Raw genomic sequence first — 25798 nt, 5'->3', positions numbered from 1 at the left:
TTCATTTTTTAATAGTTATCATAATAGTTATTCATCACTGTTTTGTTTCTAGTCTGTTCAATAAAAGAGGAGTTTATACTCTATTTATTGGGAATTTCTATTTATTCCCTGAATTTTTTCATATACTTGTTTAAGAGATGCTTCAAATTTACTCGTTTTTTTCGGCTGATAATATTCCCTGTTTTTAATAGAATCCGGTAAATATTGCTGAGCTACCCAGCCCTGTTCATAGTTATGAGGATATTTGTACTCTACTCCCCGACCTAAAGATTTTGCACCACTGTAATGAGCATCTTTTAAATGCTTGGGGATGTCTCCGCTTTTTCCATTACGAATATCCTGGAGCGCTTCATCCAGAGCTTTATAAGCAGAATTTGACTTAGGGGAAAGACAGAGCTCTACAACAGATACAGCCAAGGGAATTCGGGCTTCGGGAAAACCAAGTCTTTCTGCAGCCTGTACAGCTGCAAGTGCTCTTTGTCCCGCCTGAGGGCTGGCAATACCAATGTCCTCATAGGCACATACCACCAGGCGTCTGCCAATGCTATCAAGGTCACCTGCTTCTATTAAACGTCCCAAATAGTGAAGGGCTGCATTGACATCGCTCCCTCTAATGGACTTTTGAAAGGCGGATAGAACATCATAATGACCATCACCGTCCTTATCATGTGAAAAGCTTTTTTTCTGCATGCATTCTTCGGCAGTAGCCAGGTCGATGGAGATAACACCTTCTTCATTTTTTTCTGTAGAGGTTACAGCAAGCTCCAAGCCATTAAGTGCCGCGCGCAGATCGCCGTTGGATGCGAAAGCAAAATGCTCCAGAGCCTCGTCTGTTAATGAAGTTTTATATCCGCCCATTCCCAGCTCCTTGTCTTCCAGAGCATGTACGATTCCATTTTTTATATCCTCCAGACCTAATCTCTCCAGCTCAAATAAATGACATCTGCTCCGTATAGCCGGGTTAATAGAATGGTATGGATTACTCGTCGTACAGCCGATAAGGGTGATTAGATTACTCTCTAAATGGGGAAGAAGAAAATCCTGTTTCCCTTTATCAAGTCGGTGTACTTCATCTAAAATTAAAATCATCTTGCCTGAAAATTTGGCTTCTTCCACAACGATTTCCATATCTTTTTTCTTATCTACTACCGCATTTAACTGTTTAAAAGGGTAATCCATGCTTTTGGCGATAGCCATAGCCATACTAGTTTTTCCAGTTCCTGGAGGGCCAAAAAGAATCATAGAAGATAATTTGCCTGCTTCAACCATTCTTCTAATCATTTTTCCTTGTCCGACTAAATGTTCCTGCCCTATAATATCGTCTATACTCTTCGGTCGCATTCGGTAAGCTAAGGGTTGTAAGCTCATATTTTCTCTTCTCCTTTAAAAACAAACATTGAAAGCGTGCTAATTTAATTCTACCGTAATCCTCGTGTGTTTAAAATGCAAGGGTGGAGGGTTTCATGCTATAATATCAATGGTTTACAGAAAAGCGGAGGCGACCGGTTAGGTCCGACCGCATAAGCAGAATCTTCGGAGTGGCCGCTTTTTGGCCATGGAGGAGATTTTGCTTATGACCGCTAGGGCCTGGGAGCCGCAGTTGGACAGAGAAAAGCGGAGGCGACTGGACATCAGTGAGAGGGAGTGGAGAATGAGTAAGCTTTCATACGAAGACCGGCAGCATTTATGGATGAGATGGTTCGTCTATTTTGTCGGGATTATCATATTGGCATTTGGGATATCATTAACGATAAAGGCAAAAGATCTCGGAATTAGTCCCTGGGATGTACTGCACTATGGACTCTACACACAATTCGGATTAACTGTCGGCTCCTGGAGTATTATTGTCGGTATTTTTATTGTAAGTCTGTCATGTGCTGCAAGAAAAACATGGCCAAAAATTGGTACGATTTTAAATATGGTCTTTATAGGAATATTTATCGATTTCTTTTTATTTATACTACCCGATCCGGGTGCTTTGTGGATGGATTTTCTTACGTTAATGGTGGGACTTCTGATTGCCGGCTACGGTATAGGCCTATATGTAGCGGCTAAATTAGGAGCCGGCCCAAGAGATACACTGATGCTTTTATTAACGGAAAAAACAGGCTGGAAAGTGCAATGGGTTCGTATCGGACTTGAGGTCATTGTTTTAATCCTGGGATATCTCCTTGGAGGACCGGTTGGAATTGGTACGGTGATTGCATCTGTATTATTAGGATCCATTGTCGGCTTTTCGCTGCCACAGTCTGAACGTTTATTGGAGTATTTGATTTGGAGGAGGAAATCTAGTGAAAATTTCAACGAAGGGACGGTACGGCTTAACGATCATGATTGATTTGGCAAAAAATTTTGGTGATAAAAAGCCGTTGTCGTTAAAGGCTATTGCAAGAGATCATGATCTCTCTGAACATTATTTGGAGCAATTAATCCCGCCCTTACGAAATGCAGGATTTGTCAGAAGTATCCGTGGGGCATACGGTGGATATCTGCTAACCAAGGCACCTGAAGATATAACTGCAGGTGATATAATTCGTATTTTGGAGGGTCCAATCTTCATCGTTGAAGGCATTGAAGAGGAAGAGCCAGCGAAAAAGGAACTGTGGGTACGTATTCGTAATGCTGTAAAGGATGTACTGGATACAACAACCCTTGCAGATTTGGCAAACTTTGAAGACAGCGGAGACCAGCATGGCTACATGTTTTATATTTAACTGTAATAAGGCAATTTTAAGATAGAAAAGAAGGTGAAACGATGGAACCGATATATCTGGATCATGCGGCAACCACACCTGTTCACCCTAAGGTCGTTAAGGAAATGGTTCCGGTTTTGGAAAATACCTATGGGAATCCGTCCAGTGTCCATCACTATGGCAGACAAGCGAGGAAAATCATGGATCAGTCCCGTTATACCGTTGCACGGAGTATTGGGGCAACTGAAAAAGAGATTGTATTCACAAGTGGTGGTACAGAAGCGGATAATATGGCGCTTATTGGTGTGGCCCGGAAGAGAGAGAACGAGGGTAAACATATTATTACAACTTCCATTGAACATCATGCTACACTACGTACGGCCGAATATTTAGAAAATGAAGGCTTTGAAGTTACCTACTTGCCTGTTGATGAGACCGGAATGGTGGCTGTAAGTGATGTTCAAAAGCACCTGCGCGAGGATACCATTCTCGTTTCGATGATGTATGTAAATAATGAAGTAGGTACCGTTCAACCCATCAAAGAAATCGGAGAACTGTTACAGGAGCATCCGGCTTATTTTCATACAGATGCGGTTCAGGCCTTTGGCACCCTTCCGATAGATGTGAAAGAACTTGGTGTGGATCTGTTAAGTGCCTCGGCACATAAAATATACGGACCTAAAGGGATTGGGTTTTTGTATATTCGTGAAGGTGTTAAACTTCAATCCTTGCAGCATGGAGGAGAACAGGAGCGTAAACGCCGGGCCGGAACAGAAAACACTGCGGCTGTAAAAGGCCTTCAGAAGGCTGTTGAACTGGTTGAACAGGAAAGAACAGATCGAAATCAAAGGTATCTTGCTTTTAAAAAACGTTTTTTGCAGATACTAGAAGAAGAGCAAGTGGAATTTTCTATTAATGGAAATAAAGATCATTGTGTATCATCCATTGTAAACATCAGTTTTCCTGGCACGAATGTGGAAATTTTATTAACCAATTTTGATTTATCCGGTATTGCCGCTTCAAGCGGATCGGCATGTACAGCAGGTTCTGTGGAGCCATCGCATGTATTGTCGGAAATGTTCGGCTCTGAAGATGAACGGACAACCAATTCCATTCGTTTCAGCTTCGGAAATGCAAATGATGAACAGCAAATAGAGACCAGTGCAAAGAAGGTTTCAGAAATTATCCATCGCTTAACTTAAGAGGGAGTGAAAACATGAAAAAGGAACCAAAAGATACAAGAGTAGTGGTCGGAATGTCAGGTGGTGTGGATTCCTCTGTAGCCGCTCTCTTGTTGAAAGAGCAAGGATATGATGTTGTCGGTATTTTTATGAAAAATTGGGATGATACAGACGAGTTTGGCGTCTGTACGGCAACGGAAGATTTTGAAGATGTGGTACGTGTCTGTAACCAATTGGATATTCCTTATTACTCAGTAAACTTTGAGAAGCAATACTGGGACAAAGTCTTTACGTACTTCCTGGATGAATATAAAGCCGGCCGGACACCAAACCCTGATGTGATGTGCAACAAAGAGATCAAATTTAAAGCCTTTTTGGACCATGCCTTATCATTAGGGGCCGATTATCTGGCTACCGGACACTACGCAAGAGTCCGTGAACGTAACGGCCGATATGAAATGCTTCGAGGTGTTGATGAAAATAAAGATCAGACCTATTTCTTAAATCAATTATCCCAGGACGTACTCTCAAAAGTTATGTTTCCGCTTGGTGAAATTGATAAAAAAGAAGTACGTGAAATTGCAAAGAAGCATAATCTGGCTACAGCAACCAAAAAGGACAGTACAGGCATTTGTTTTATAGGGGAGCGTAATTTCAAGGAATTTTTAAGTGAGTATCTGCCTGCCCAGCCAGGGAAAATGAAAACACTGGCTGGCGAAGTAAAAGGAGATCACGATGGTTTAATGTACTATACCATTGGTCAAAGACATGGATTAGGCATAGGTGGTTCAGGTGACCCATGGTTTGTGATTGGTAAAAATCTCGAGGAAAATGTGTTATATGTAGGTCAGGGCTTCCATAATGACCATTTATATTCTGATGCACTTGAGGCTACCGACAGCAATTGGATTATACCGATAGAATCCAATGAGCCTTTTACCTGTACGGCTAAATTCCGCTATCGTCAACAGGACAGTAAAGTTACGGTTTATCCGCGGGAAAATGGTGAGGTGCGGGTTGAATTTGCTGAACCAGAACGCGCCATTACACCAGGTCAGGCCGTGGTTTTCTATGATGGTGAAGTCTGTCTTGGTGGAGCAACCATCGACCGAGTCATCAAAAACGAAAAATATATTCAGCATTTGGCTTAAAATACAATAGGAAAAACTGAGGTCAGAATGGAAAACAAGGATGAACCCTGTTAATTCTGACCTTCCTTTTTTGAAACTTTTAGGGGGAAAGATTTATGGGTAAAATGGAAGAAGGAATTGAATATTTGAAAAATCAAAAATTTGAAGATGCTGCAAAAGCCTTTACAGAGGCCATTGATGAAGATCCCGGCAATCCGGTAGGTTATATTAATTTTGGTAATCTGTTGCTTCATCTTCAGGACTTTGAGCGGGCCAAAAACTTTTTTGAAAAGGCTATTGAACTGGATGAGAATGCGATGACAGCCTACTATGGCCTGGGTAATATGTATTTTGAACAGGAACAGTTTGGTAAAGCACAACAGAACTTTGAGGCCGCACTGCAAAAAGGGCTGGAGAATGGTGATGTTTACTTTATGCTGGGTATGACTTTGGTACAACAGGACAAGTCAAGATTTGCCCTCCCATATTTACAGCGTGCTGCAGAGCTTAATACAGAAGATGTCGATGCACAATTTCAGTATGGACTTGCCCTGGCCCAATCACAGCAAATTGATTTAGCTATGGACCAGATGAAAGAAGTGCTAAAATTAGAGACAGAACATAGTGATGCCCATTATAATTTAGGTGTGGCTCATTTATATTATGCAGATACCGATAAGGCACTGCATCACTTCGATGAAGCCTTGCGTATTCAGCCTGATCATGTACTTGCCGGGAATGGAAAGGAAAAAGTACTTGAAATGTTGAAACAGAATAATAACGAGAATGAGTAAAAAGGGAGTATATTCACATGGCAATGGATTTGGTAAATGAGGAAAAAGGTTATATAAAGGGGATACTGCTCCGTACAATTTTTCATAATGCGGAGGAGAAGTTTTCCATTGCCTTAATCCGGATTGTGGATACGAACGAACCATTTCAGGATAAAGAAATTGTTGTGAAAGGTCATTTTCCACCACTTGAACAGGAGCAGGAATATATTTTCTATGGGAATCTTTATCAGCACAACAGATTTGGACAGCAATATCAGGTTTTTACATATACAAGGGAAATCCCCAAAACAAAGGATAGTCTCGTACGTTATTTGTCCAGTGACATCTTTTATGGTGTAGGGAAAAAAAGCGCCCAAAAGATCGTGGATGTTCTTGGCGAAACAGCCATCGATCAAATTTTAAAAGATGAAAATGTATTAGCTGGAATCCCTGGATTTCCTAAAAATGTGATTTCATCCTTTAGTCAGACCCTTCGTGAAAATCAAGGGTTTGAGCGAGTGGTGATGGCCTTAGCTGATTATGGGATTGGGCTTCAGCTTACACAAAAAATTTATGCTGTTTATAAAGAGGATACACTGAAGCTGCTGGAGGAAAATCCCTATCAGTTTGTGTTTGAAGTTGAGGGATTTGGATTCAGAAGAGCGGATAACATTGCTAAGATGATTGGCATTGCGGGTGATCATCCTGCCAGAATACAAGCTGGCTGTATCCATATCTTACAGAAGCAATCCCAATTTGGTCATGTTTATGAATATCTTGAGCAGCTCTGTGATGACGTGCGGAAATTACTGAATGAAACGGAACCGTCTGTAACTAATGATCTGGTAGAACAGAAGATGATAGAGTTGTCAGAAGAACGGTACCTCATCATAGAAGATGACCGAGTCTACCTTCCTTCCCTTTATTTCTCGGAAGAAGGGGTAAGCTCTCAATTAAAAAGGATTATGGATATTGAATTGGACTCGGAATTCGTACAAGCTGATATTTTAAAAGCATTAGGCGAAATAGAAGAAAAGGAAACCATAAGCTATGGACGGGAACAATATGAAGCTATTGAGCAGGCCTTAAACTCAAAGGCTGTGATTTTAACCGGGGGTCCCGGCACAGGGAAAACGACGGTTATCAAAGGAATTATCGGAGTTTTTGAACGACTGAATCCGAAAAACAATAATGAGGAAAAAGATGAGTCTCCGATTGTTCTGGCAGCACCAACAGGCAGGGCAGCGAAGCGTATGACAGAAGCAACCGGTCATAAAGCACAAACCATCCATCGGTTGCTGGGCTGGTCAGGAAGTGAAGAATTCGAGTTTAATCAAAGTCACCAGTTGGATGCCAATCTGATCATTATAGATGAGTTTTCTATGGTAGATATATGGCTTGCCAATCAACTCTTTCGGGCAATCCCCAGTAAGGCACAGATTGTGTTGGTAGGTGATGAAGATCAGTTGCCCTCTGTAGGCCCTGGACAGGTGTTAACGGATTTGCTATCTTCAGGGGTTATTCCGACTTGCAAGCTTACCGAAATATATCGGCAAAAAGAGGGCTCGAGAATTGTAGAGCTGGCTCATGAAATAAAAAATCATCAATGTGATCAGCAATCCTTAAAAAGAGGTGAGGATTTTTCCTTTTTCCGGTCACAGGGAACAAATACACTGTCCTTATTACAGGATATAGTAAAAAAGGCTGTCGATAAGGGATATTCTATAAGGGATATTCAGGTACTGGCACCGATGTATCGTTCCAATGTCGGAATTAATAAATTAAATGAATCATTACAGGAGCTCCTTAATCCGGCGAATAGCCGGAAAAGAACGCTGAAATTTAATGAACAGGTGTTTCGCTCCGGTGATAAAGTGATACAGCTTGTCAATCAACCAGAGAAGGGTGTCTATAATGGGGACATTGGCCATGCGGTAACGATTCTGAAGGCAGATGAAACAGAGGAAAATCAGGAACAGCTGGTCGTTGATTTTGATGGTAAAGAAGTCCGTTATGTTCGTTCTGAGCTTCATCAGCTCATGCATGCATACTGTATATCTATTCACAAATCGCAGGGTAGCGAATTTCCGATTGTGGTCATGCCTGTAGTTCCGGAATTCCGGCGTATGCTTAAGAAAAACCTTTTATATACGGCGATTACGAGAAGTAAGCAGTCACTAATTATATGTGGAGATCAGCGAGCGTTTTTAGAGGGTGTAAGCACAGAGGACCAGAATGTACGGAATACAACTCTATCCCAACGTATTAAACAGATGTTTGCCGGTGAACCAATAGCGGGTGACGAAAAGGTAGAAGATGTGGAGGATGCAGACCAAGAAGAACTGTCTCCGTATGATTTTATGTGAAGTATGTATATTTAAGAAACACGTGGGGAACTCTTATACTAGATTATCTTCAAAGGAGTTGCCCGAAAAGTGAACTGTCCAAATTGTCAAGGTCAAAATTTAGGGAAAATAGGACATAACCAATTTTATTGCTGGAATTGCTTTATCGAACTTTCCTTGGACAATGATCGAATTAAAGTTCATGAAGTAGAAGAGGATGGAACTTTATCCTCTTTAGATGATTTGTTCAATGATGAAGAGCTTACGCCAAAATCTTATACATAGGTAAGATCTTTATCAGTTAAAAATGAAAAAGTCAGAAGAAAGGGCAGCTGCATATGCTGTCCTCCTTTCATTTTCGCGTAAATTAGTCCCGATTGAGGGGGTTATGGATGACGAATAGAGAGAAAAGACTGTTATATATACTCGGGATTGCGGTTATTGTTTCGATTCTGTTTTATTTATTATTAAAAACCTATCCTTTTTATCAATTTGCTTTTTCTTTTTTAATGACGATTTTAACTCCGATTTTAATTGCCGCGATCATTGCCTACTTACTCTATCCCCTGATCAATTGGCTTGATGGCTTTATGCCAAGGTGGACAGCCATTCTGGTCATTTATATTGTCATCTTTGGTGGGATTGGGGCTGCCATTTATAAAGCGATTCCCACATTTGTCAAACAATTAAAGGGTTTAATTCATTCATTGCCCCAATTGTTTGACACTTACCAGGAATGGATTTACAACCTTTATGTCAGTACTTCAGAATTCCCTGAAGATGTCCACGATAAAATGGACGAAGCATTTTTGAAGCTGGAAGAGGGACTTATAGATTTATTAACCAATATTGCCTATTCCCTTACCGGAATCACGGATGTAATCGTTATGATTGCGGTGATTCCCATCCTTGTTTTTTATTTTTTAAAAGACTTTCCAAAATTCAGAGCATCCTTTTTAGCGATTGGTCCAGAAAATAAAAAGGGACATTATCAATCGGTACTAAAAGATATTGACCGGAATCTTGGCGGCTATCTTCGGGGGCAATTTTTAGTCTGTTTATTTGTTGGAGTGATTTCCTTTTTATTGATGTGGCTGATCAATATGAAATATCCCTTATTGCTTGGTACCTTCATGGGAATCACCAATATTATTCCCTATTTTGGTCCGGTATTAGGCGCCATCCCAGCTGTTTTAATTGCTTTCACGATATCAGCCAATAAGGTGCTGTATGTGATTCTGGCCGTCGTCAGTGTCCAGCTGATTGAAGGAAATCTTCTGTCGCCGTATATCGTCGGAAGATCTCTGCATGTGCACCCTGTTTTAATCATTCTTGCTCTGTTAATAGGGGGAGAATCATTTGGTATTGCTGGAATGATTCTAGCTGTTCCTGTACTAACGGTCATTAAAGTTTTTGCAGAACCAACTCCAATTGTGAAAAATATGAAAGAAGCATGGAGGTCTAAGAAGGCCAATCGATAATCTTATAAGTCCCGCATGACCTTAACAGTCGCCTTCGCTTTTCTTTGTCCAGCTGCGGCTCCTAGGTCAAGGCGGATATAAGCCAAAGCCATTCCGTGGACAAACCCATGCCACTCCATGTCTTCGTCTTATACCGCATGACCTTAACAGTCGCCTTCGCTTTTCTATTGTCCAGCTGCGGCTCCCAGGCCCAAGCGGTCATAAGCAGAATACCCTCCATGGCCAGAAAGCGGCCACTACGGATATTCTGCTTATGCCGTCGGGCCTAACCGGTCGCCTCCGCTTTTCGTTCCATTTGACATGTTTTTGAAAGTTGTCTATAATATCGGCATAATCATACGAGTATAGGAAATCGTTGAAGGATCTGAGTACAGGATACTATCTAATGTTATGGGGATGATCCCATAATTAGAGAGAGATTCCCATTGGCTGGAAGGAATTTCAGATATAAGGTCCTGGAAAGCTAATCCGGAGTGCGGCTAATCCCCGCCGGCAGCGTGCCGTTAGAACGCAAAAGGTGATGGATGATAATCCATAATCAGGGTGGTACCGCGACCTCAGCTCTCGTCCCTGCATTTATTGCAGAGATGGGAGTTTTTTTATACTTGATGTTTTTTAAGTCCTTTTCAGAAAGTTTGCTGTTTCTTTTGAACACTTTTGTGGACGCACATATGAATTGGAATCGGATTTGCAACGAATGATGGAAACACAATCTTTATGGATAAAATTGAAGGAGGAAAAGAAAATGAAGCATTTAAAATCAGCTGAAGTAAGACAGATGTTTCTGGACTATTTTAAAGAAAAAGGTCACAGTATAGAGCCAAGTGCATCATTGGTGCCGGTTGAAGATCCAACGTTGCTTTGGATTAACAGCGGTGTCGCGACATTAAAGAAGTATTTTGATGGATCTGTTGTTCCGGAAAATCCAAGAATCTGTAATGCACAAAAATCAATTCGTACCAATGATATTGAGAATGTCGGGAAAACAGCTCGTCACCATACCTTTTTTGAAATGCTGGGTAACTTTTCTATCGGGGATTATTTTAAAAAAGAAGCTATTGAGTTTGCCTGGGAGTTTCTGACCAGTGAAAAATGGATAGGGTTCGATCCTGAACGTTTATCCGTTACGGTCCATCCTGAAGATGATGAGGCATATGAAATCTGGCTGAATGATGTCAAACTGCCGGAGGAGCGTATTATTCGTTTAGAGGAAAACTTCTGGGATATTGGAGAAGGTCCCAGTGGTCCAAATACGGAAATATTCTACGACCGTGGAGAGGCATATGGAAATAACCCAAAGGACCCGGAACTCTATCCTGGTGGGGAAAATGAACGTTATTTAGAAATCTGGAATCTTGTGTTCTCACAATTTAACCATAATCCGGATCATACATATACACCACTTCCTAAAAAAAACATTGATACAGGTATGGGACTCGAACGCATGGTAAGTGTGATCCAGGATACAAAAACAAATTTTGAAACCGACTTGTTTATGCCAATTATTGACCATACGTCTGATATTGCTGGGATAAAATATGGAACGAAGGATGAATACGACACAGCATTTAAAGTGATTGCAGACCATATTCGTACGGTAACCTTTGCGGTGGGGGATGGAGCCTTGCCATCCAATGAAGGTCGCGGCTACGTACTACGAAGACTATTACGCCGCGCCGTACGTTATGCGAAATACTTAGGTATAGAAGATCCGTTTATGTATCAGTTAGTGAAAGATGTAGCTGACATTATGATTGATTTCTATCCAAAGGTGACGGAAAAGCAATCCTTCATAGCCAACGTGATAAAGACAGAGGAAGAGCGATTCCATGAAACCTTAAATGATGGTTTAGCTATTCTGAAGGAAGTCATTGAAAAAGAGAAAACAAAGGGAAGCTCTGTATTTCCGGGTACAGAAGTCTTCAGGCTTTATGATACGTACGGATTTCCTAAAGAGCTAACCGAAGAATACGTAGAGGATGAAGGTTTCACCATTGATGAAGAAGGCTTTAATCAGGAAATGGAAAAACAACGCTCCCGTGCACGGCAGGCGAGACAAAAGGTTGAGTCCATGAAGGTACAAAGTGGTGTTCTTCGTGACCTGACCTTTGATAGTGAATTTACAGGATATTCCCAGCTGAAAACCCAGTCCACTATTGTGGAAATGGTTAAGAATGATGAACGGACAGACAAAGCTGAATCAGGCGAAGAAATTTATCTGTTCATGAACCAGACTCCTTTTTATGCGGAAAGTGGAGGTCAGGTTGCCGACAAGGGGACGATTAAAACCAGCGATGCTTCAGCACGTGTTGAAGATGTGCAAAAAGCTCCAAATGGACAAAACATGCACCGAGTCATCATTGAGGAGGGCACTTTACAAAAAGGTGATCAGGTTGAAGCAGAAGTGGATCAAAGCTTAAGGGGTCATACGATTAAAAACCATACGGCCACTCATCTTCTGCATCAGGCACTTAAAGATGTCATCGGTGACCACGTAAATCAGGCAGGATCGCTGGTAGCACCGGACCGTTTACGCTTTGATTTTTCCCATTTTAACGCTGTAACCGAAGATGAATTAAAGGAAATTGAACAAAAAGTTAATGAGAAAATATGGGAGTCAATCGCTGTTAATATCAATATCAAATCCTTTAAAGAAGCAAAAGAAATGGGAGCCATGGCTCTGTTTGGTGAAAAATACGGGGATACAGTCCGTGTTGTATCCGTTGGCGATTACAGCATCGAACTATGCGGAGGCTGTCACGTTTCCAATACTGCTGAAATTGGAATGTTCAAAATTACCTCTGAATCAGGAATTGGCGCAGGTACTCGGCGTGTAGAAGCATTAACAGGAAAAGGTGCTTATGAATGGGTGCAAGGCCGTGAACAGCTTCTTCAGGAAACAAGTTCAAAACTGAAAACAACCATTGAACAGATTCCGGTTCGTATTGACACATTATTTGCAGAAATGAAAGATGTTGAACGGGAAAATGAGTCACTGAAAGCCAAACTTTCCAGCTTAGAGGCCAAGAGTATTACCGATTCTGTTGAGGAAATTAACGGTGTCTCTGTGCTTGCTGCCAAAGTTGATGTTTCCGATATGAATGCTCTCAGAAACATGGTGGATGAAATGAAACAGACACTGGGTTCAGCAGTTATTTTACTGGGAGCGGTAAGCAATGGTAAGGTACAATTAGCTGCAGGCGTATCCAAAGATCTAATGGATCAGGGTTATCATGCAGGTAATCTGATTAAAGAAGCTGCATCCCGCTGTGGTGGAGGCGGTGGCGGCCGTCCGGATATGGCTCAGGCAGGCGGAAAACAGCCTGAAAAGATTGATGAGGCCATAGAATATGCAAAAGAATATGTTCAAACGGTTTCCTGATTGACCCTAAAAGCTTTATAATGAATATAAATGAATTTCTTTCCAATAAGGAGTGTCAATCGGCATGAGCTCAAATGATCAAACAATGAAGTTTAATTTTTCGGAAGAACCTTTTGAGCAGGATGTTAATGAAATATTATTGACGGTACATTCTGCTTTACAGGATAAAGGCTACAATCCCATAAACCAAATTGTCGGATACCTGTTATCAGGGGATCCGGCCTATATTCCTCGACACAAGGATGCCAGGAAGTTAATCCGCAGAATTGAGCGGGATGAGTTAATTGAGGAGTTAGTAAAATATTACCTGGAACAACATGAAGAGGCGAATAAATGAAAATATTAGGATTGGATGTAGGTGAAAAAACAATTGGCGTAGCTGTCAGCGATGAGCTTGGCTGGACAGCTCAGGGTATTAAAACCATACGCTGGACAGAAGAGTTTCATCAGGTAGTGGACGAGCTTCGTCAAATCATTACTCAGCATCAAATAAAAAAGGTAGTCGTGGGTCATCCTAAAAATATGAACGGTACAATTGGTGAGCGAGGAAAAGCCTGTGAAGATTTTGCCGGTAAAATGGAGGAAGAGTTCCAATTACCCGTTGAACTATGGGATGAGCGGTTAACAACAATGGCTGCAGAACGTATATTACTATCGGCTGATATGAGTCGGGCAAAACGAAAAAAGGTCATCGATAAAATGGCTGCCGTGATGATTTTACAGAGTTATTTAGATGCAAAAAGCTAAGGAGGACATTGGAATGGCTTTAGATGAGAAAGAGCGTATTATTATCCCTGATGAAGCAGGTGAAGAACATCTCTTTGAGGTACTATTCACATTCGATGTGGATCAGACAGAAAAATCTTATATGGTTGTTGTCCCGGTAGAACAGGCACAGGCAGAAGAGCAGGAGGTATTCGCTTTTCGATTTGAAGAGGATGAAAAGGATAATGATCTGACGCTCTATCAAATTGAGACTGATGAAGAGTGGGATATGATTGAAGAGATGTTAAATACATTTACAGAGGAAGATGAGGAAGAATCCTGAAAAAGAGTGTGAGAAGAAAAACTGCCTTTTAAGAGGCAGTTTTTTTTTGATCTTAGGAACCCATAATTTGATGAAAAGGGAATATGAGAATTTTATTAAAAAAATAGAATCATGCTATATTTTGTAGTATAATGTACCAGATGAAAGGAGGAGACAAGTGTCTACTTCGGATAATGATTTCAAAAAGAAGAAAAAAACTCAATATGAAGAGGCCAGAACGGTTCGGAAAATCGTTTTCACTGTATTAACTATAGCCGTTATTGTTATAGCTGCAATTGGATTTTCAGGATACTTCTATGTAAAATCCGCGTTACAACCAGTCGATCCTTCAAGTGATAAAACTAAAAAAGTGGAAATTCCATTAGGATCAACCGTTTCAACAATTGCAAGTACCCTGGAAGAAGCGGACATTATCAAAAATGATACCATTTTTCGTTATTATGTAAAGTTTAAAAATGAACATGATTTTCAGGCCGGGGAGTATGAGCTATCACCATCGATGACCCTGGATGAGATTATAGATAACCTGAAGACAGGAACAGTGCAGAAAGATCCTGTTATTACGGTAACCATTCCAGAAGGTAAAACCGTTGAAGAGATTGCAAATATCTACTCGAAACGTTCATCAGTATCAGAAAAAGAATTTCTGGAGAAGGTGAATGATAAAGAATTCGTTAAGGATCTGATTGATGCATATCCTGTTATACTAAGTGATGCAATTTTAAAAGAAGGCATTAAAGCGCCACTGGAAGGATACTTATTTGCCGCTACATACAATTTTTACACTGAGGATCCTTCTGTAGACCAGATTGTTCATAAGATGCTGGATAAAACGAGAGAGGTAGTGGTTCAATATATGGACCAATTTGAGGCTCATAATTTTTCTGTACATGAAGCCATAACCATGGCATCTCTTGTAGAAAATGAGGCCACTACTTTTGAAGATCGTCAAAAAATTGCCGGCGTATTTTATAATCGTATGGATGAAGGCATGCCATTGCAAACGGATCCTACTGTTCTCTATGCACTTGGAGAACACAAAGAAAAAGTTATCTATGATTATTTGGAAATTGATTCCCCATATAATACTTATATGTATGCAGATTTACCTATTGGTCCTATATCCAATTTTGCCGAGACCTCATTAGAAGCAGTGGTAAAGCCTGTTGAATCTGACTGGTTATACTTCCTTGCTGCAACAGACAATGGAAAAATTCACTATTCCAAATCCCTGGAAGAACATAATAGGAAAAAAGCTCAATATATCGATTAAATGTCGTTACATGAGCAAAACTTTTAAGTAGGGTCATGTGAATTTCATTCGCATACCCTACTTTTCTTATGATAAACTAATATCGTTATTAGCACTGCTCTTAGGAGGTCTTAGTGTGAGAGATGATTCTCTGGAAAGTTATTTGCAAGGGACGTTACCAGTAAAAAGTAATTTAACTAAAGAGATGGAAGCCTATGCGAAAGAACATCAGGTTCCCATCATGGAACCGTTAAGCATGGAATTTGTAAAGCAGATGATTCGTATAAAACAGCCGGAAAACATCTTAGAGATTGGTACGGCCATTGGTTATTCTGCGTTACGTATGCTTGAAGCTGCACCGTCAGCACATATTGTAACGATTGAAAGAGACAAAGATCGTTATGAGGATGCACTGTCAAATATACATAAGGCTCAGGAAGAGAACCATGTGGATGTTATTTTTGGAGATGCCCTGGAGGTAACGAACCTTGTTGAGAAAAAGGGACCCTATGATGTCCTTTTTATAGATGCGGCCAAAGGTCAATATCAGAAATTCTTCACCCTATATGAAAAATTTGTCCCTAAGGGTGGTATGATTATTTCAGATAACGTCCTTTTTAAGGGATATGTTGCTTCAACACCCGGAGAAAACACCCGAATGAAGAAAATTGGTGAGAAAATTCGTGTGTATAACGATTGGCTGATACAGCAGCCGAGTTTTTCCACAACGATTGTTCCTGTGGGAGACGGAGTTGCGGTGAGTGTGAAAGAAGATGAATGAAAAATTAGCTTATTGGGCGAGAAAGGAGCTTATACGGCATGTCAGAAAAACCAGTTGTGATCGGGGTTGCTGGAGGTACAGGGTCTGGTAAAACTACTGTCACAAGATCAATACACCAGCATTTTGTCGATAAGTCCATTTTAATCATTGAACAGGATTATTACTATAAAGATCAAAGTCATATACCGCTGGAAGAGCGACTAAATACAAACTATGACCATCCGCTGGCATTTGATAATAATCTGTTAATTGAACATCTTAAGAAGCTGATAAATGGTGAGTCGATTGAAAAACCTGTCTATGACTATAAACTTCATACAAGATCGGACAAGGTTATTCCGGTTGAACCAAGAGATGTTATTATCATTGAAGGGATTTTAGTTCTTGAAGATAAGGCCCTTAGAGATTTAATGGATATTAAGGTCTTTGTAGATACGGATGCTGATATTCGGATTATTCGTCGGTTAATGCGTGATATTAAAGAAAGAGGAAGATCCATTGAATCGGTTATTGAACAATATGAAAATGTTGTCAGACCTATGCATTTGCAATTTGTTGAGCCGACAAAACGCTATGCCGATATTATTATACCTGAAGGCGGTCAAAATCTGGTCGCCATCGATTTGATGACAACCAAAGTTCGTAGTATACTTGAAAAACGTTCGATTATATGAACATAGGTATTGAAAAAATCAAAAAAATCTGCCATAGTATAGAAGAGTAACTATAATTTGGTAATGAATTTGGAATACATTCATAAATGTTGATTGAATGGTTAATGATGAAGGAGTGTTTTGGGGTATGGCAACAGAAAAAAGTTATTACATGACAGAAGAAGGAAAAGAAAAAATAGAACAGGAACTTCATGAATTAAAAACGGAAAAGCGTCAGGAAGTCGTAGAGCGAATCAAGATTGCACGGGGATTTGGTGATTTATCCGAGAACTCTGAGTACGATGCAGCTAAAGACGAACAAGCTTTTGTTGAGTCCAGGATTGCCCAGCTTGAAAAAATGATTCGTAACGCTGTGATTATAGAAAATGATACCGAAAATCAGAATGTTGTTCAGTTAGGGAAGTCTGTCACATTTCAGGAACTCCCTGATGGAGATGAAGAGACATACACCATTGTAGGAAGTGCAGAGTCTGATCCTTTTGAAGGAAAGATTTCCAATGACTCTCCAATGGCGAAAAGCCTTCTTGGCCGCGAAGTGGGTGAAGAAGTTCCCGTAGCCACTCCAGCCGGGGAAATCAATGTAAAAATTATTAAAGTGGATTAGAGAAAAAAAGAGCAAGTGCGTAAACGCATTTTGCTCTTTTTTTGTTTTAATTGCAGTCCGCATGGGTACACTTTTACTGGGTGACAGCAATGAAAAAAAGACTCTATATTTTATTATCAATCGTCCTCATTCTATTTGGTATTCTTATATATCGTTTGGCAGATATTCAGCTGTTTTCAACGAAGAGTTTTGGTCCGGATAATGTTAATCTGTTAGAAAGAAGTGTAGCTCAGCGCTCTCATCAAATGGTTTTATCGACCGGCAGGGGACAAATACTATCCAGACAGGGAGAACCGCTAACCAATAAAAAAATATTTGATATCATCCTGTTTCCAAAGTTAAACGCTGAACAAACCTATAAAAAGATTTCCGGGGTATTAAATATTTCCGCCCAATCACTGCAAAAGAAGATACATAACCTGGATCAGCCTGCTTTTTTAACAAGTCTGATGGATACAAGCATAAAGTCCGAACAGTTTAATGAGTTAAAGAAAATGGACTTAAAAGGAATTCGCCTGATGGAACGTTTTAAAAATGAAGATCCTCAATTAGCTCAGCATCTGCTGGGATTTGTCAGGCAAAATCCCGCTCTTTATCAGAAAAGGTATGATGAAAATTCTCAAAAGGAAACCGTACCTGTTGGAATTTCAGGGCTTCAAGAGGCATTTGATCCTTTTTTGGTCGCGCAGGAACAGGAAAAGCTTTTGTTTCATGTTGATGGTCATGGAAGGCCGATGTTTGGTTTTGATTTAAAGTATGCCGGAGATAATAATCATTTTTATCCGGCTAAAATTAAAACAACCTTAGATGTACCACTACAGAAAAAAGCTGAGGATTTATTTAATCAGTATGAAGTGAATCAGGGCGGCCTTGTTCTGCTGGATGTTCAGTCCAGAGATGTGCTGGCGATGGTTAGTCGCCCGAATGTAGATACAGAGAATCCATACGGAAATGATAGTATACGAAACCACACGATTACGGCAGATTTTCCTGGCTCCGTATTCAAAACAGTGATTGCCGCTGCTGCTATAGAAAAGGGACTTGTTGATGAACCAAGAAGTTTTAACTGTTCCAAAGGTGTCTATGGAGAAGAAGAGGCTGACCGTGATTTAGGAAGGTTGAATTTTAAACAGAGCTTTGCTCAGAGCTGCAATCGTACATTTGCAAAGCTGGCACTGGAATTAATGGAGTCTGATAGACAGATTATTGATAAGTATGCGAAAAAATTAGGAATCATAGGTCCGGTTGGTTGGTCAGGTGATGTGTTTCGTTATGAGGATTTTACCCAGATTCCTGATGAAGAACAAGGAACAATCTGGGCAGATGAATCTGACCGTCATGTAAAAGACGCCATCTTTCAAACAGCTATTGGACAAAAAAATGTGAAGGTGACTCCTTTAGCAGCAGCCAATATGATGGCGAACATTGCAAACAATGGAAAAAGACAGGACGCACGCATAGCTGATCAGATTTTATATCAAAATGGTGCCGAAATGGCTTCATTCTCACAAAAAAATAATAAGGATAAGGAACAGCAAATTAGTCCCCTGACAGCTAAACGTCTACGCTCCTTATTAAAGCTGGTTACTGGAAATTCCGGAACAGCAAGTACACTAGGAGAATTGCCCATTGCAGGAAAAACCGGCACAGCCGAATTGAATATCGATGACGATGAAAAGATTGAATTTGAGAATTCATGGTTTGTCGGTTATTTTCCTGAGAAAAAACCGAAATATGCCATGGCAGTAGTAGATCTAAGACATAAACCTGGAGCACAAACACACCATTTACAAATTTATAAGAAAATGGCTGACGCTATTTTAAAGAAGAATGAATAACCTAATAACCTGTCACGTCCCTTTTCATGGAAACCTGCAGCCATGAAAAGGGAGTTTTTTATGACAATTTTCATTTTATCCTGAAAGTGCTGCCTGACTTTGATGGTGGACAAAAGGGAAACATTTCTTAAAGGCGTTTTCAACCAAGTCTTCCTTATTAGGGGAAGTAATGATTTTAAAGACATCCTCTTCTGTTACCTCCTGAAATTCGAGGATTGTTCCAGAAAAGTAAAAGATAAATAATTTACCCTGACATTTATCATAACCAATTTCATTAAATTGAGTGAGTCCCCACAAGTCCTGGTCAAAACTTGTTTTTTTCATAGTAAAGCCCCCTTTTCTCATAGAATATTAGATGTATATGTGGCAAGTCCTTCTCTTATGTCAAAACTAGAAGAATTTAGACATAAAAAAATGAAAATCGACGGACATTTGTCCATATGTCATGGAGTAAGGACTATAATACCCCTGCGAAAAGCGGTTGGTTACAAGCCAAAACCGTTGTATAATAAGGAAGAAGGGAGAGAGATACGGTGTCAAATTCATTTTTTGATGACGGTTCAAGAGTTGATCGTTTTAGTAAACGAAGAAAAAATACCAAACTGATGAATACTTTAATTGTACTAGCTGTACTGCTTAGTGTATTTTTAGTCTTTACGTTTGTCTTTAATGATGATGAAGAGCAGGCCAATAAGAGTGAGTCTGATACCAGGCAGCAGACAGAGTCAGAAGAAACAGGAGCTGATACTGGTAATGAAAATGATTCATCAGAGCAATCTGAAGCAGGAACCGAAAACGGGACGAGTGATGAAGGTCAGGAAAATGCTGACGATGAATCCTCTTCACAGACAGAAGAGAATTCAGATTTGAACACAGAAGAAGCTACTGTAACTGAAAGCGAAGATCCGAATGTATTAAAGGTCATTGAAAAGGACTGGGAACCTATTGGAACCGAGCAGGAGGAACCCCACGAAACAACATACGAAAAAGGTACAGCTGACTGGGAAGAAATGTGGAGTGCAGCGGCTTATGCAACCGGCCTTGGATCAGATTATATTTCCTGGTGGGTAACCAATGGAGGCGGTCCGCAAAGGGTGAAGATAACTATTTCAGATAAAGCTGAGACTCAAACCTACCGAGTCTATTTGCAATGGGTCCCAAATGAAGGATGGAAACCGGAAAAAGTCGAAGTATTAAAGGAAAATGATATCAAACAAAAGCATTTTAGTGATGACATTGAAGGGGAAGATACAGACCAGGAGGAAAGCGAAAAAGAGGAAGGTCAACAACAGGAAAGTGGTGAATGAACATGATGATCGGTATTATAGGAGCAATGGATGAAGAAATTGAACTTTTAAAGAGTCGTATGACAGTTGAACATGAAGAAAAGATAGCTGGTTCTTTATTTTATAAAGGTACTTTAGAGGGACATGGTGTCGTTCTGTTAAAATCAGGCATTGGAAAGGTTAATGCCGCAATGTCTGCAACCATTTTATTGGAACGCTACCAGCCTGATTATGTCATCAATACAGGTTCCGCCGGAGGGTTTGCCGAAGCATTGGATGTGGGAGATCTGGTCATCTCAGATCGCATTGTCCACCATGATGTAGATGTTACGGCCTTTAACTATGAATATGGACAAGTTCCTCAAATGCCTGCTTCTTTTAAGGCAGATGAGACACTTATTTCCCTGGCAGTTAATGCTGTTTCTAATTTGCAGGATGTAGAGTCTGTCAGAGGATTAATTGCAACTGGGGATTCATTTATGGATAAGCCTGAGCGAGTGGAGTTTGTTCGTCGTCAGTTTCCGGAAATTCAGGCATCTGAAATGGAAGCGGCAGCGATCGCCCAGGTATGCTATCAGTATGGAACACCCTTTGTGATCATTCGTGCATTGTCTGATATCGCTGGTAAGGAATCCTCTGTTTCCTTTGATCAGTTTTTAGATAAAGCTGCAAAAAACGCGGCAACGTTAATTATGAGTATGCTGAACAAATTATAAAATCAGGAGGGTGCTATGTTGGCACCCTCCTGATTAGTAATTGTAGTAGTAATATCCACCGAAAATGATTAACAGGATTAAAAGGACAACGGCTAAAGCCAGCCAGTATCCTCCACCGCTGTATCCGTATCCTCCGTAACTGCCATAACCGTACGGAGAGCCATATCCAAATGGGTATCCATAGGGATAGAACCCACCATAGAACATTTGCCCATCACCTCTAGTCCCTGGGTTTATTATAAATTATTCACGGGACAAACAAACTGTACAGGACATTCCCCCAATTGGTGAAAAATTACTTTGTATTACGGCTTTCCCGGTGAAAGGCATGGTAGATCTTCATTAATGCACGTTTTTCTATCCTCGAAACATAGCTTCTTGAAATCCCTAAGTTCCTTGCAATTTCCCGTTGAGTCAGTTCCTTATAACGGCCTAATCCGTAACGCTTCATTATAACCTCTTTTTCCCGTTCATCTAATAAGTTTAAGAATTCATGGACCTTTTGAATTTCCATGTTCGTCTGAATTTGTTCAACCATATCTGGATTATCCATTTTTAAAATATCCATTAATGAAATTTCGTTTCCTTCTTTATCCTGACCTATGGGATCGTGCAAGGACACATCCTTTCGTGTTTTCTTCAGAGATCTTAAAAACATAAGAATTTCATTGTCAATACAACGAGCTGCATACGTTGCCAGCTTTGTACCCTTATCAGGAGAATAACTTTCAATACCTTTAATTAATCCGACGGTTCCAATCGAAATAAGATCTTCCTGATCCTCACGGGAATTTTCATACTTTTTCACGATGTGTGCAACAAGTCTCAGGTTATGCTCAATCAGCATATTTCTGGCATGCTCATCTCCCTGCTTCATTAATTTTAAGTATTTTGCTTCTTCCTCCGAAGACAGTGGCTGAGGAAAAGCATTGTTTTTAATGTAGGAGGCAAAAAAGAACATTTCTTTTAAAAATACAGCGAGTGTTTTCAAGATACTTAACAAGCAAGACACCTCCATGAGACATTTAGGCAAAAGCCTATATTGTAAAGCCTATGAGGAGGTGTGCAATATTGTGTCTGTCCGACCTTTAATTATTTTTAACAATAGGTGAAAGTACCTGTTTTGTTTTGCCAGTGCTGAAGTATGAGCAATCAACTTCTATTTTTAATTAATCAAAAAAAAAGAGGCCGTGACATAACTAATTCGCCTTGTCATAAACCGAATTATAGAGTATAGGGTACCTTAGCGGAGGAAATATACGTAGACTCCTGGTCGGTTAAAACGGCACGTCCTGTGCCAACACCGACACTAGAACGTCCTGTTCGTCGTGGGAGGAAGGCCTAGGTGAGACTTCGCAATGAAAAGTGAAGGCGACCGTTTAGGCCCGACAGCATAAGCAATCCATGGAGTGACACGCTATCTGTCACGTAGTGGATTCTGCTTATGACTGCTTGGGCCTGAGAGAGCCGTAACAGGACAAGCGCGATAGCGCGAGGAGGCTCACCAGCCGCCCACGGCAAAGAAGACACTATGAAAACGACCTTTGGGAGTTTGAATAGATGTCGCACTTGTGCCCTTGGGTGAAAGCGAAGTATATTTCTGTAGCGGTGGTCCCTGCACCTATCATAATTCGAATTTACTTCAGCGAAAACTTTTATGTTCCAGCCTCATGTTCATTATTTCTTCTGATCTTGTTTCTCTTCACTGTAAGCATCTTTAATACTTCCATCCCAAAGCTCTACACCTGTATTATGGGCTGCCCTGGAAATCATATGCCCTGAGACAGGAGCAGTAAGTAAAATAAAGATAATACCCAGGATCAATTTTCCGCTGATGATTTCAACATCAAAGTACATAAATAAAAACGCACCGATGAGAATGCCGGCCACTCCTAATGTAGAAGCCTTGGTGGATGCATGTAGTCTTGTATAGACATCAGGAAAGCGTAAAATACCTAAAGAACCAGATAATGTTATAAAGGTACCGATAATCAGAAAGACACTAATCACGATCTCTGTCAATGATAACACCCTTTTCTAAAAATTTCGCTATTGCTATGGTACCAATAAATAATAAAATTCCAATGAGCAGAATAACATCATTAAATTGAGTAGTAACCAATAATATGGCCAGTAAACCAGCCAGAGCCATTAAATTAATACCAATAGCGTCCAGTGCAACAGCACGGTCAGGGTTAGTAGGCCCTTTTAGAACCCGATAAATTAAAATAAAAATGGAAACCGAAATACCAACTATACATATGATCGTTACCGCTCGTAACATTGGGGATAAAAATGCTTCCTCTCCCATTTATCTTGTCACCTCCAATATAGCCTTCTCAAACGTATCCTTAATTGACCGGATTTCTTTTTCTACATCTGGTATGTCCATAGCATGTATGTAGAGGTGTGAATAATCATGAGACACAGCAATTGTCAAGGTTCCCGGGGTTAAGGAAATTAAATTTGCAAGCAATGTTATCTCCCATTGGCTTTTTAATTCTGTAGGAAGAGCAAAAATCCCGGGCTTAACGTTGAATTTTGGCTTATAAACATGCTTTAGAATGTTAAAGTTTGATAAAATCAGTTCCTTAACAAACAAGAGAATTAAACGAATGACTTTAAAAACACGTTTCAGATAGAAGGCATCGGGAATAAAACGTCTTAAGAGAAACAATAGTAAAATCCCGACCAGATAACCTGAGAAAAACGTTGAAAATTGATATTGTTCCTCCAAAAACATCCACATAAAGGCAATAATTAAGTTAAAAAGAATTTGCAATGCCATAGTCGGTTACTCCTTTAACACAGAATCAATATAGATTTCAGGATTCATCAATTGGGTGGTTATCGTTTCTATGTGAGGCATAAACCACTCCGCGCCGACTCCTAAAATGACAGTAACGGACAATAATCCCAAGGCAGGAATCGTAAGTCGACGTGCCTTATTCAGCTGTATATTCGGATTCGTAAGCTCTGTTTTTTCTCCCCAGAAAGCTCTTGTAAAGATTCTCATGATGGATAGCAAAATGAGCAGACTTGAAAGTAAACCAATGATCACTATTCCATATCGACCTTCCTGAATACCTCCTTGTAATAAGAGCAGTTTTCCAATAAAACCGCTGAATGGTGGTACGCCTGCCAGGACAAGTCCCCCAATAAAGAACATCCATCCTAACAGGGGGTAATGATGGATCAGTCCTTTCATCTTCTTAAGATCAGAAGTTCCAGCTACATAAACAAGGGCTCCAACCATTAAAAAGAGGCCAGCCTTTATGATAATATCCTGTAACAGATAATAGACAGATCCTGCAAGTCCATCATGATTCAATAATCCGATTCCCATTAGCATCCATCCGACAGCCGGAATAATGTTGTATACGATAATCAACTTTACATTGTCTGTTGAAAGGGCACCAATCACACCAAAAATCATCGTAAGTGCAGCTAACCATAGGAACAGCTCATGAGTGATTTCAGGATTATGAGAAAATATTAATGTAAAGGTACGGAGAATGGAATAAATCCCCACCTTGGTCAGTAAGGCACCGAATAAAGCGGACACCACAGCATTTGGGACGATATAGGACTTGGGCATCCAGAAATAAAGTGGGAAAATTGCTCCCTTGGTCGCAAAAACAAAGAACAGCACTACCCCGATAGTCGTTAAAATTCCGGTTTGCTCAACCTCCTGGATGCGTTCTCCCAGCTGTGCCATATTAACCGTCCCCGTAACGGAATAAATGAAGGCGATAGCTGTGACAAACAGCATGGAGGAAAATAAATTCAGCAATACATATTTAAGCGACTCACGTAACTGAACTTTTTCTCCACCTAAGACAATTAAGCCATAGGAAGCCATTAGTAATACTTCATAAAACACGAACAGGTTAAATAAATCCCCTGTAAGAAATGCTCCTGATACACCACTTATCAATAAAAAGTAAAAGGTGTAAAAATAAAACTGCTCCTGCTTTTGGGACAAGGAATTTGGCGCAAAAAACACACTTGCTGTTGCAATAATATTTGTTGTGACCACCAAAAAGATGGCCAGTGGGTCAGCGACCAGAATGATCCCAAAGGGGGCTGACCAACCACCTGTTTCCAGAGTGACAGTTCCGTTTTGTATAACGTAAAGCGCAATTCCGACAGAAACGGCTAAATTGACAATTGTAAGTACCTGTGCAAAGACCCGGACAGCTATCGTTTTTTTGGCAAAAAATATAGCCAGAATTCCGGATATTAATGGAATGATAATTGGTAAAACGGCTAGATTACTCATGTTCACTTCCCCTTAATTCTTCCATATTGTCTGATCCGTTAAGCTTGGATGCCCGATAGCTCAGTACTAATAATAGGCTGGTTACACCAAAGCTGATAACGATGGATGTTAAAATAAGTGCTTGTGGCAAGGGATCGGTATATTGTTCAACCCCTTCCACAATAATAGGCGGTTTCCCTGCCTTTAGCTGTCCCATGGTAAGGATGAATAAGTGGGCACCATGAGACAGAAGAAGGGTTCCTATGATAATTCGCAGCATTTGTTTTTGTAACAGGTTATAAATAGCGGTTGCGAAAAGAATACCAGCTAAAATAGACATTAATATTTCCATG

At 40.3% G+C, this 25798-nt stretch carries 28 protein-coding genes; 19 read left to right on the top strand and 9 right to left on the bottom strand.

All coding sequences use genetic code 11. The features are described from left to right. Nucleotides 1–84: 84 nt before the first annotated feature. The gene (locus tag ABD006_RS02635) at nt 85–1368 is read right to left on the bottom strand and encodes a replication-associated recombination protein A (RefSeq protein WP_343837219.1); all 1284 of its coding nucleotides are present in this window, start codon (nt 1366–1368) and stop codon (nt 85–87) included. A 283-nt stretch (nt 1369–1651) separates the two neighbouring features. On the opposite strand from ABD006_RS02635, the gene ABD006_RS02630 reads away from it, so the two are divergent. The 17 genes from ABD006_RS02630 to ABD006_RS02550 all read left to right on the top strand — a co-directional run bounded on the left by ABD006_RS02630 (nt 1652) and on the right by ABD006_RS02550 (nt 19182). Beyond that, nucleotides 1652–2338: a YczE/YyaS/YitT family protein gene (locus ABD006_RS02630; RefSeq protein WP_464758792.1), complete on the top strand. Its 687-nt coding sequence runs from the start codon at nt 1652–1654 to the stop codon at nt 2336–2338. Continuing rightward, entirely contained in the window at nt 2292–2714 is a 423-nt protein-coding gene (gene cymR, locus ABD006_RS02625; protein ID WP_343837217.1) for a cysteine metabolism transcriptional regulator CymR, read from the top strand. Before ABD006_RS02630 ends, cymR begins: the two co-directional genes overlap by 47 nt. 41 nt (nt 2715–2755) lie before the next feature. Continuing rightward, entirely contained in the window at nt 2756–3895 is a 1140-nt protein-coding gene (locus ABD006_RS02620) for a cysteine desulfurase family protein (protein ID WP_343837215.1), read from the top strand. A gap of 14 nt (nt 3896–3909) precedes the next feature. Then, nucleotides 3910–5025, top strand: a complete 1116-nt coding sequence (gene mnmA, locus ABD006_RS02615) for a tRNA 2-thiouridine(34) synthase MnmA (protein WP_343837213.1) — start codon at nt 3910–3912, stop codon at nt 5023–5025. A gap of 95 nt (nt 5026–5120) precedes the next feature. After that, the gene (locus ABD006_RS02610; RefSeq protein ID WP_343837211.1) at nt 5121–5798 is read left to right on the top strand and encodes a tetratricopeptide repeat protein; all 678 of its coding nucleotides are present in this window, start codon (nt 5121–5123) and stop codon (nt 5796–5798) included. Between the two features lie 17 nt (nt 5799–5815). Beyond that, entirely contained in the window at nt 5816–8143 is a 2328-nt protein-coding gene (gene recD2, locus ABD006_RS02605) for an SF1B family DNA helicase RecD2 (RefSeq protein ID WP_343837209.1), read from the top strand. A 69-nt stretch (nt 8144–8212) separates the two neighbouring features. Further along, complete coding sequence (locus ABD006_RS02600) at nt 8213–8407, top strand: hypothetical protein (RefSeq protein ID WP_343837207.1); 195 nt, start codon at nt 8213–8215, stop codon at nt 8405–8407. A 107-nt stretch (nt 8408–8514) separates the two neighbouring features. Further along, entirely contained in the window at nt 8515–9603 is a 1089-nt protein-coding gene (locus ABD006_RS02595; RefSeq protein WP_343837205.1) for an AI-2E family transporter, read from the top strand. A 745-nt stretch (nt 9604–10348) separates the two neighbouring features. Then, the gene (gene alaS / locus ABD006_RS02590; RefSeq protein WP_343837203.1) at nt 10349–12985 is read left to right on the top strand and encodes an alanine--tRNA ligase; all 2637 of its coding nucleotides are present in this window, start codon (nt 10349–10351) and stop codon (nt 12983–12985) included. A 64-nt stretch (nt 12986–13049) separates the two neighbouring features. Next, nucleotides 13050–13322 carry an IreB family regulatory phosphoprotein gene (locus ABD006_RS02585; protein WP_044158278.1) on the top strand — a complete coding sequence of 91 codons (273 nt, stop codon included), beginning with the start codon at nt 13050–13052 and terminating at the stop codon, nt 13320–13322. Then, nucleotides 13319–13732, top strand: coding sequence for a Holliday junction resolvase RuvX (gene ruvX / locus ABD006_RS02580; RefSeq protein WP_343837201.1), 414 nt, complete (start codon nt 13319–13321; stop codon nt 13730–13732). The genes ABD006_RS02585 and ruvX overlap by 4 nt, the downstream gene beginning before the upstream one ends. Nucleotides 13733–13745: 13 nt before the next feature. Continuing rightward, a complete protein-coding gene (locus ABD006_RS02575) occupies nt 13746–14033 on the top strand; it encodes a DUF1292 domain-containing protein (RefSeq protein ID WP_044158276.1) in 288 nt (95 codons plus the stop codon). Between the two features lie 157 nt (nt 14034–14190). Continuing rightward, a complete protein-coding gene (mltG, locus tag ABD006_RS02570; RefSeq protein ID WP_343837199.1) occupies nt 14191–15306 on the top strand; it encodes an endolytic transglycosylase MltG in 1116 nt (371 codons plus the stop codon). A 115-nt stretch (nt 15307–15421) separates the two neighbouring features. Continuing rightward, complete coding sequence (locus ABD006_RS02565; RefSeq protein ID WP_343837197.1) at nt 15422–16066, top strand: O-methyltransferase; 645 nt, start codon at nt 15422–15424, stop codon at nt 16064–16066. 38 nt (nt 16067–16104) lie between these two features. After that, nucleotides 16105–16740 carry a uridine kinase gene (gene udk / locus ABD006_RS02560; RefSeq protein WP_343837195.1) on the top strand — a complete coding sequence of 212 codons (636 nt, stop codon included), beginning with the start codon at nt 16105–16107 and terminating at the stop codon, nt 16738–16740. A gap of 127 nt (nt 16741–16867) precedes the next feature. Then, the gene (gene greA / locus ABD006_RS02555) at nt 16868–17344 is read left to right on the top strand and encodes a transcription elongation factor GreA (protein ID WP_343837193.1); all 477 of its coding nucleotides are present in this window, start codon (nt 16868–16870) and stop codon (nt 17342–17344) included. Nucleotides 17345–17433: 89 nt separating this feature from the next. Further along, entirely contained in the window at nt 17434–19182 is a 1749-nt protein-coding gene (locus ABD006_RS02550; protein ID WP_343837191.1) for a peptidoglycan D,D-transpeptidase FtsI family protein, read from the top strand. A 75-nt stretch (nt 19183–19257) separates the two neighbouring features. Here the strand turns inward: ABD006_RS02550 and ABD006_RS02545 are convergent, their stop codons facing one another. After that, entirely contained in the window at nt 19258–19506 is a 249-nt protein-coding gene (locus ABD006_RS02545; RefSeq protein ID WP_343837190.1) for a hypothetical protein, read from the bottom strand. Nucleotides 19507–19715: 209 nt separating this feature from the next. Between ABD006_RS02545 and ABD006_RS02540 the strand changes: the two genes are divergently transcribed. Together ABD006_RS02540 and mtnN are read left to right on the top strand one after the other, a co-directional pair. Continuing rightward, nucleotides 19716–20489: a YrrS family protein gene (locus ABD006_RS02540; RefSeq protein WP_343837189.1), complete on the top strand. Its 774-nt coding sequence runs from the start codon at nt 19716–19718 to the stop codon at nt 20487–20489. 2 nt (nt 20490–20491) lie between these two features. Continuing rightward, nucleotides 20492–21184, top strand: a complete 693-nt coding sequence (mtnN, locus tag ABD006_RS02535) for a 5'-methylthioadenosine/S-adenosylhomocysteine nucleosidase (protein ID WP_343837754.1) — start codon at nt 20492–20494, stop codon at nt 21182–21184. A 33-nt stretch (nt 21185–21217) separates the two neighbouring features. On the opposite strand, the gene ABD006_RS02530 is transcribed toward mtnN, so the two are convergent. The 7 genes from ABD006_RS02530 to ABD006_RS02500 form a co-directional block, all read right to left on the bottom strand. Next, complete coding sequence (locus ABD006_RS02530; RefSeq protein ID WP_343837187.1) at nt 21218–21391, bottom strand: hypothetical protein; 174 nt, start codon at nt 21389–21391, stop codon at nt 21218–21220. Nucleotides 21392–21479: 88 nt separating this feature from the next. Continuing rightward, nucleotides 21480–22202 carry an RNA polymerase sporulation sigma factor SigK gene (gene sigK / locus ABD006_RS02525; RefSeq protein ID WP_425542175.1) on the bottom strand — a complete coding sequence of 241 codons (723 nt, stop codon included), beginning with the start codon at nt 22200–22202 and terminating at the stop codon, nt 21480–21482. 659 nt (nt 22203–22861) lie between these two features. Next, nucleotides 22862–23194: a monovalent cation/H(+) antiporter subunit G gene (mnhG, locus tag ABD006_RS02520; protein ID WP_425542174.1), complete on the bottom strand. Its 333-nt coding sequence runs from the start codon at nt 23192–23194 to the stop codon at nt 22862–22864. Continuing rightward, entirely contained in the window at nt 23187–23495 is a 309-nt protein-coding gene (locus ABD006_RS02515; protein WP_343837185.1) for a Na(+)/H(+) antiporter subunit F1, read from the bottom strand. The genes mnhG and ABD006_RS02515 overlap by 8 nt, the downstream gene beginning before the upstream one ends. Continuing rightward, nucleotides 23496–23972, bottom strand: coding sequence for a Na+/H+ antiporter subunit E (locus ABD006_RS02510; protein ID WP_343837183.1), 477 nt, complete (start codon nt 23970–23972; stop codon nt 23496–23498). Between the two features lie 6 nt (nt 23973–23978). Then, the gene (locus tag ABD006_RS02505; RefSeq protein ID WP_343837182.1) at nt 23979–25466 is read right to left on the bottom strand and encodes a Na+/H+ antiporter subunit D; all 1488 of its coding nucleotides are present in this window, start codon (nt 25464–25466) and stop codon (nt 23979–23981) included. Next, nucleotides 25459–25797 carry a Na(+)/H(+) antiporter subunit C gene (locus ABD006_RS02500; protein ID WP_343837180.1) on the bottom strand — a complete coding sequence of 113 codons (339 nt, stop codon included), beginning with the start codon at nt 25795–25797 and terminating at the stop codon, nt 25459–25461. Before ABD006_RS02500 ends, ABD006_RS02505 begins: the two co-directional genes overlap by 8 nt. Nucleotide 25798 lies beyond the last annotated feature (1 nt).

The organism is Salinibacillus aidingensis (assembly GCF_039522525.1).
Taxonomy (GTDB): Bacteria; Bacillota; Bacilli; order Bacillales; family Alkalibacillaceae; genus Salinibacillus; species Salinibacillus aidingensis.
The sequence above is the reverse complement of the archived record's forward strand: the minus strand, read 5'-3'. Positions and strand labels throughout refer to the sequence as shown.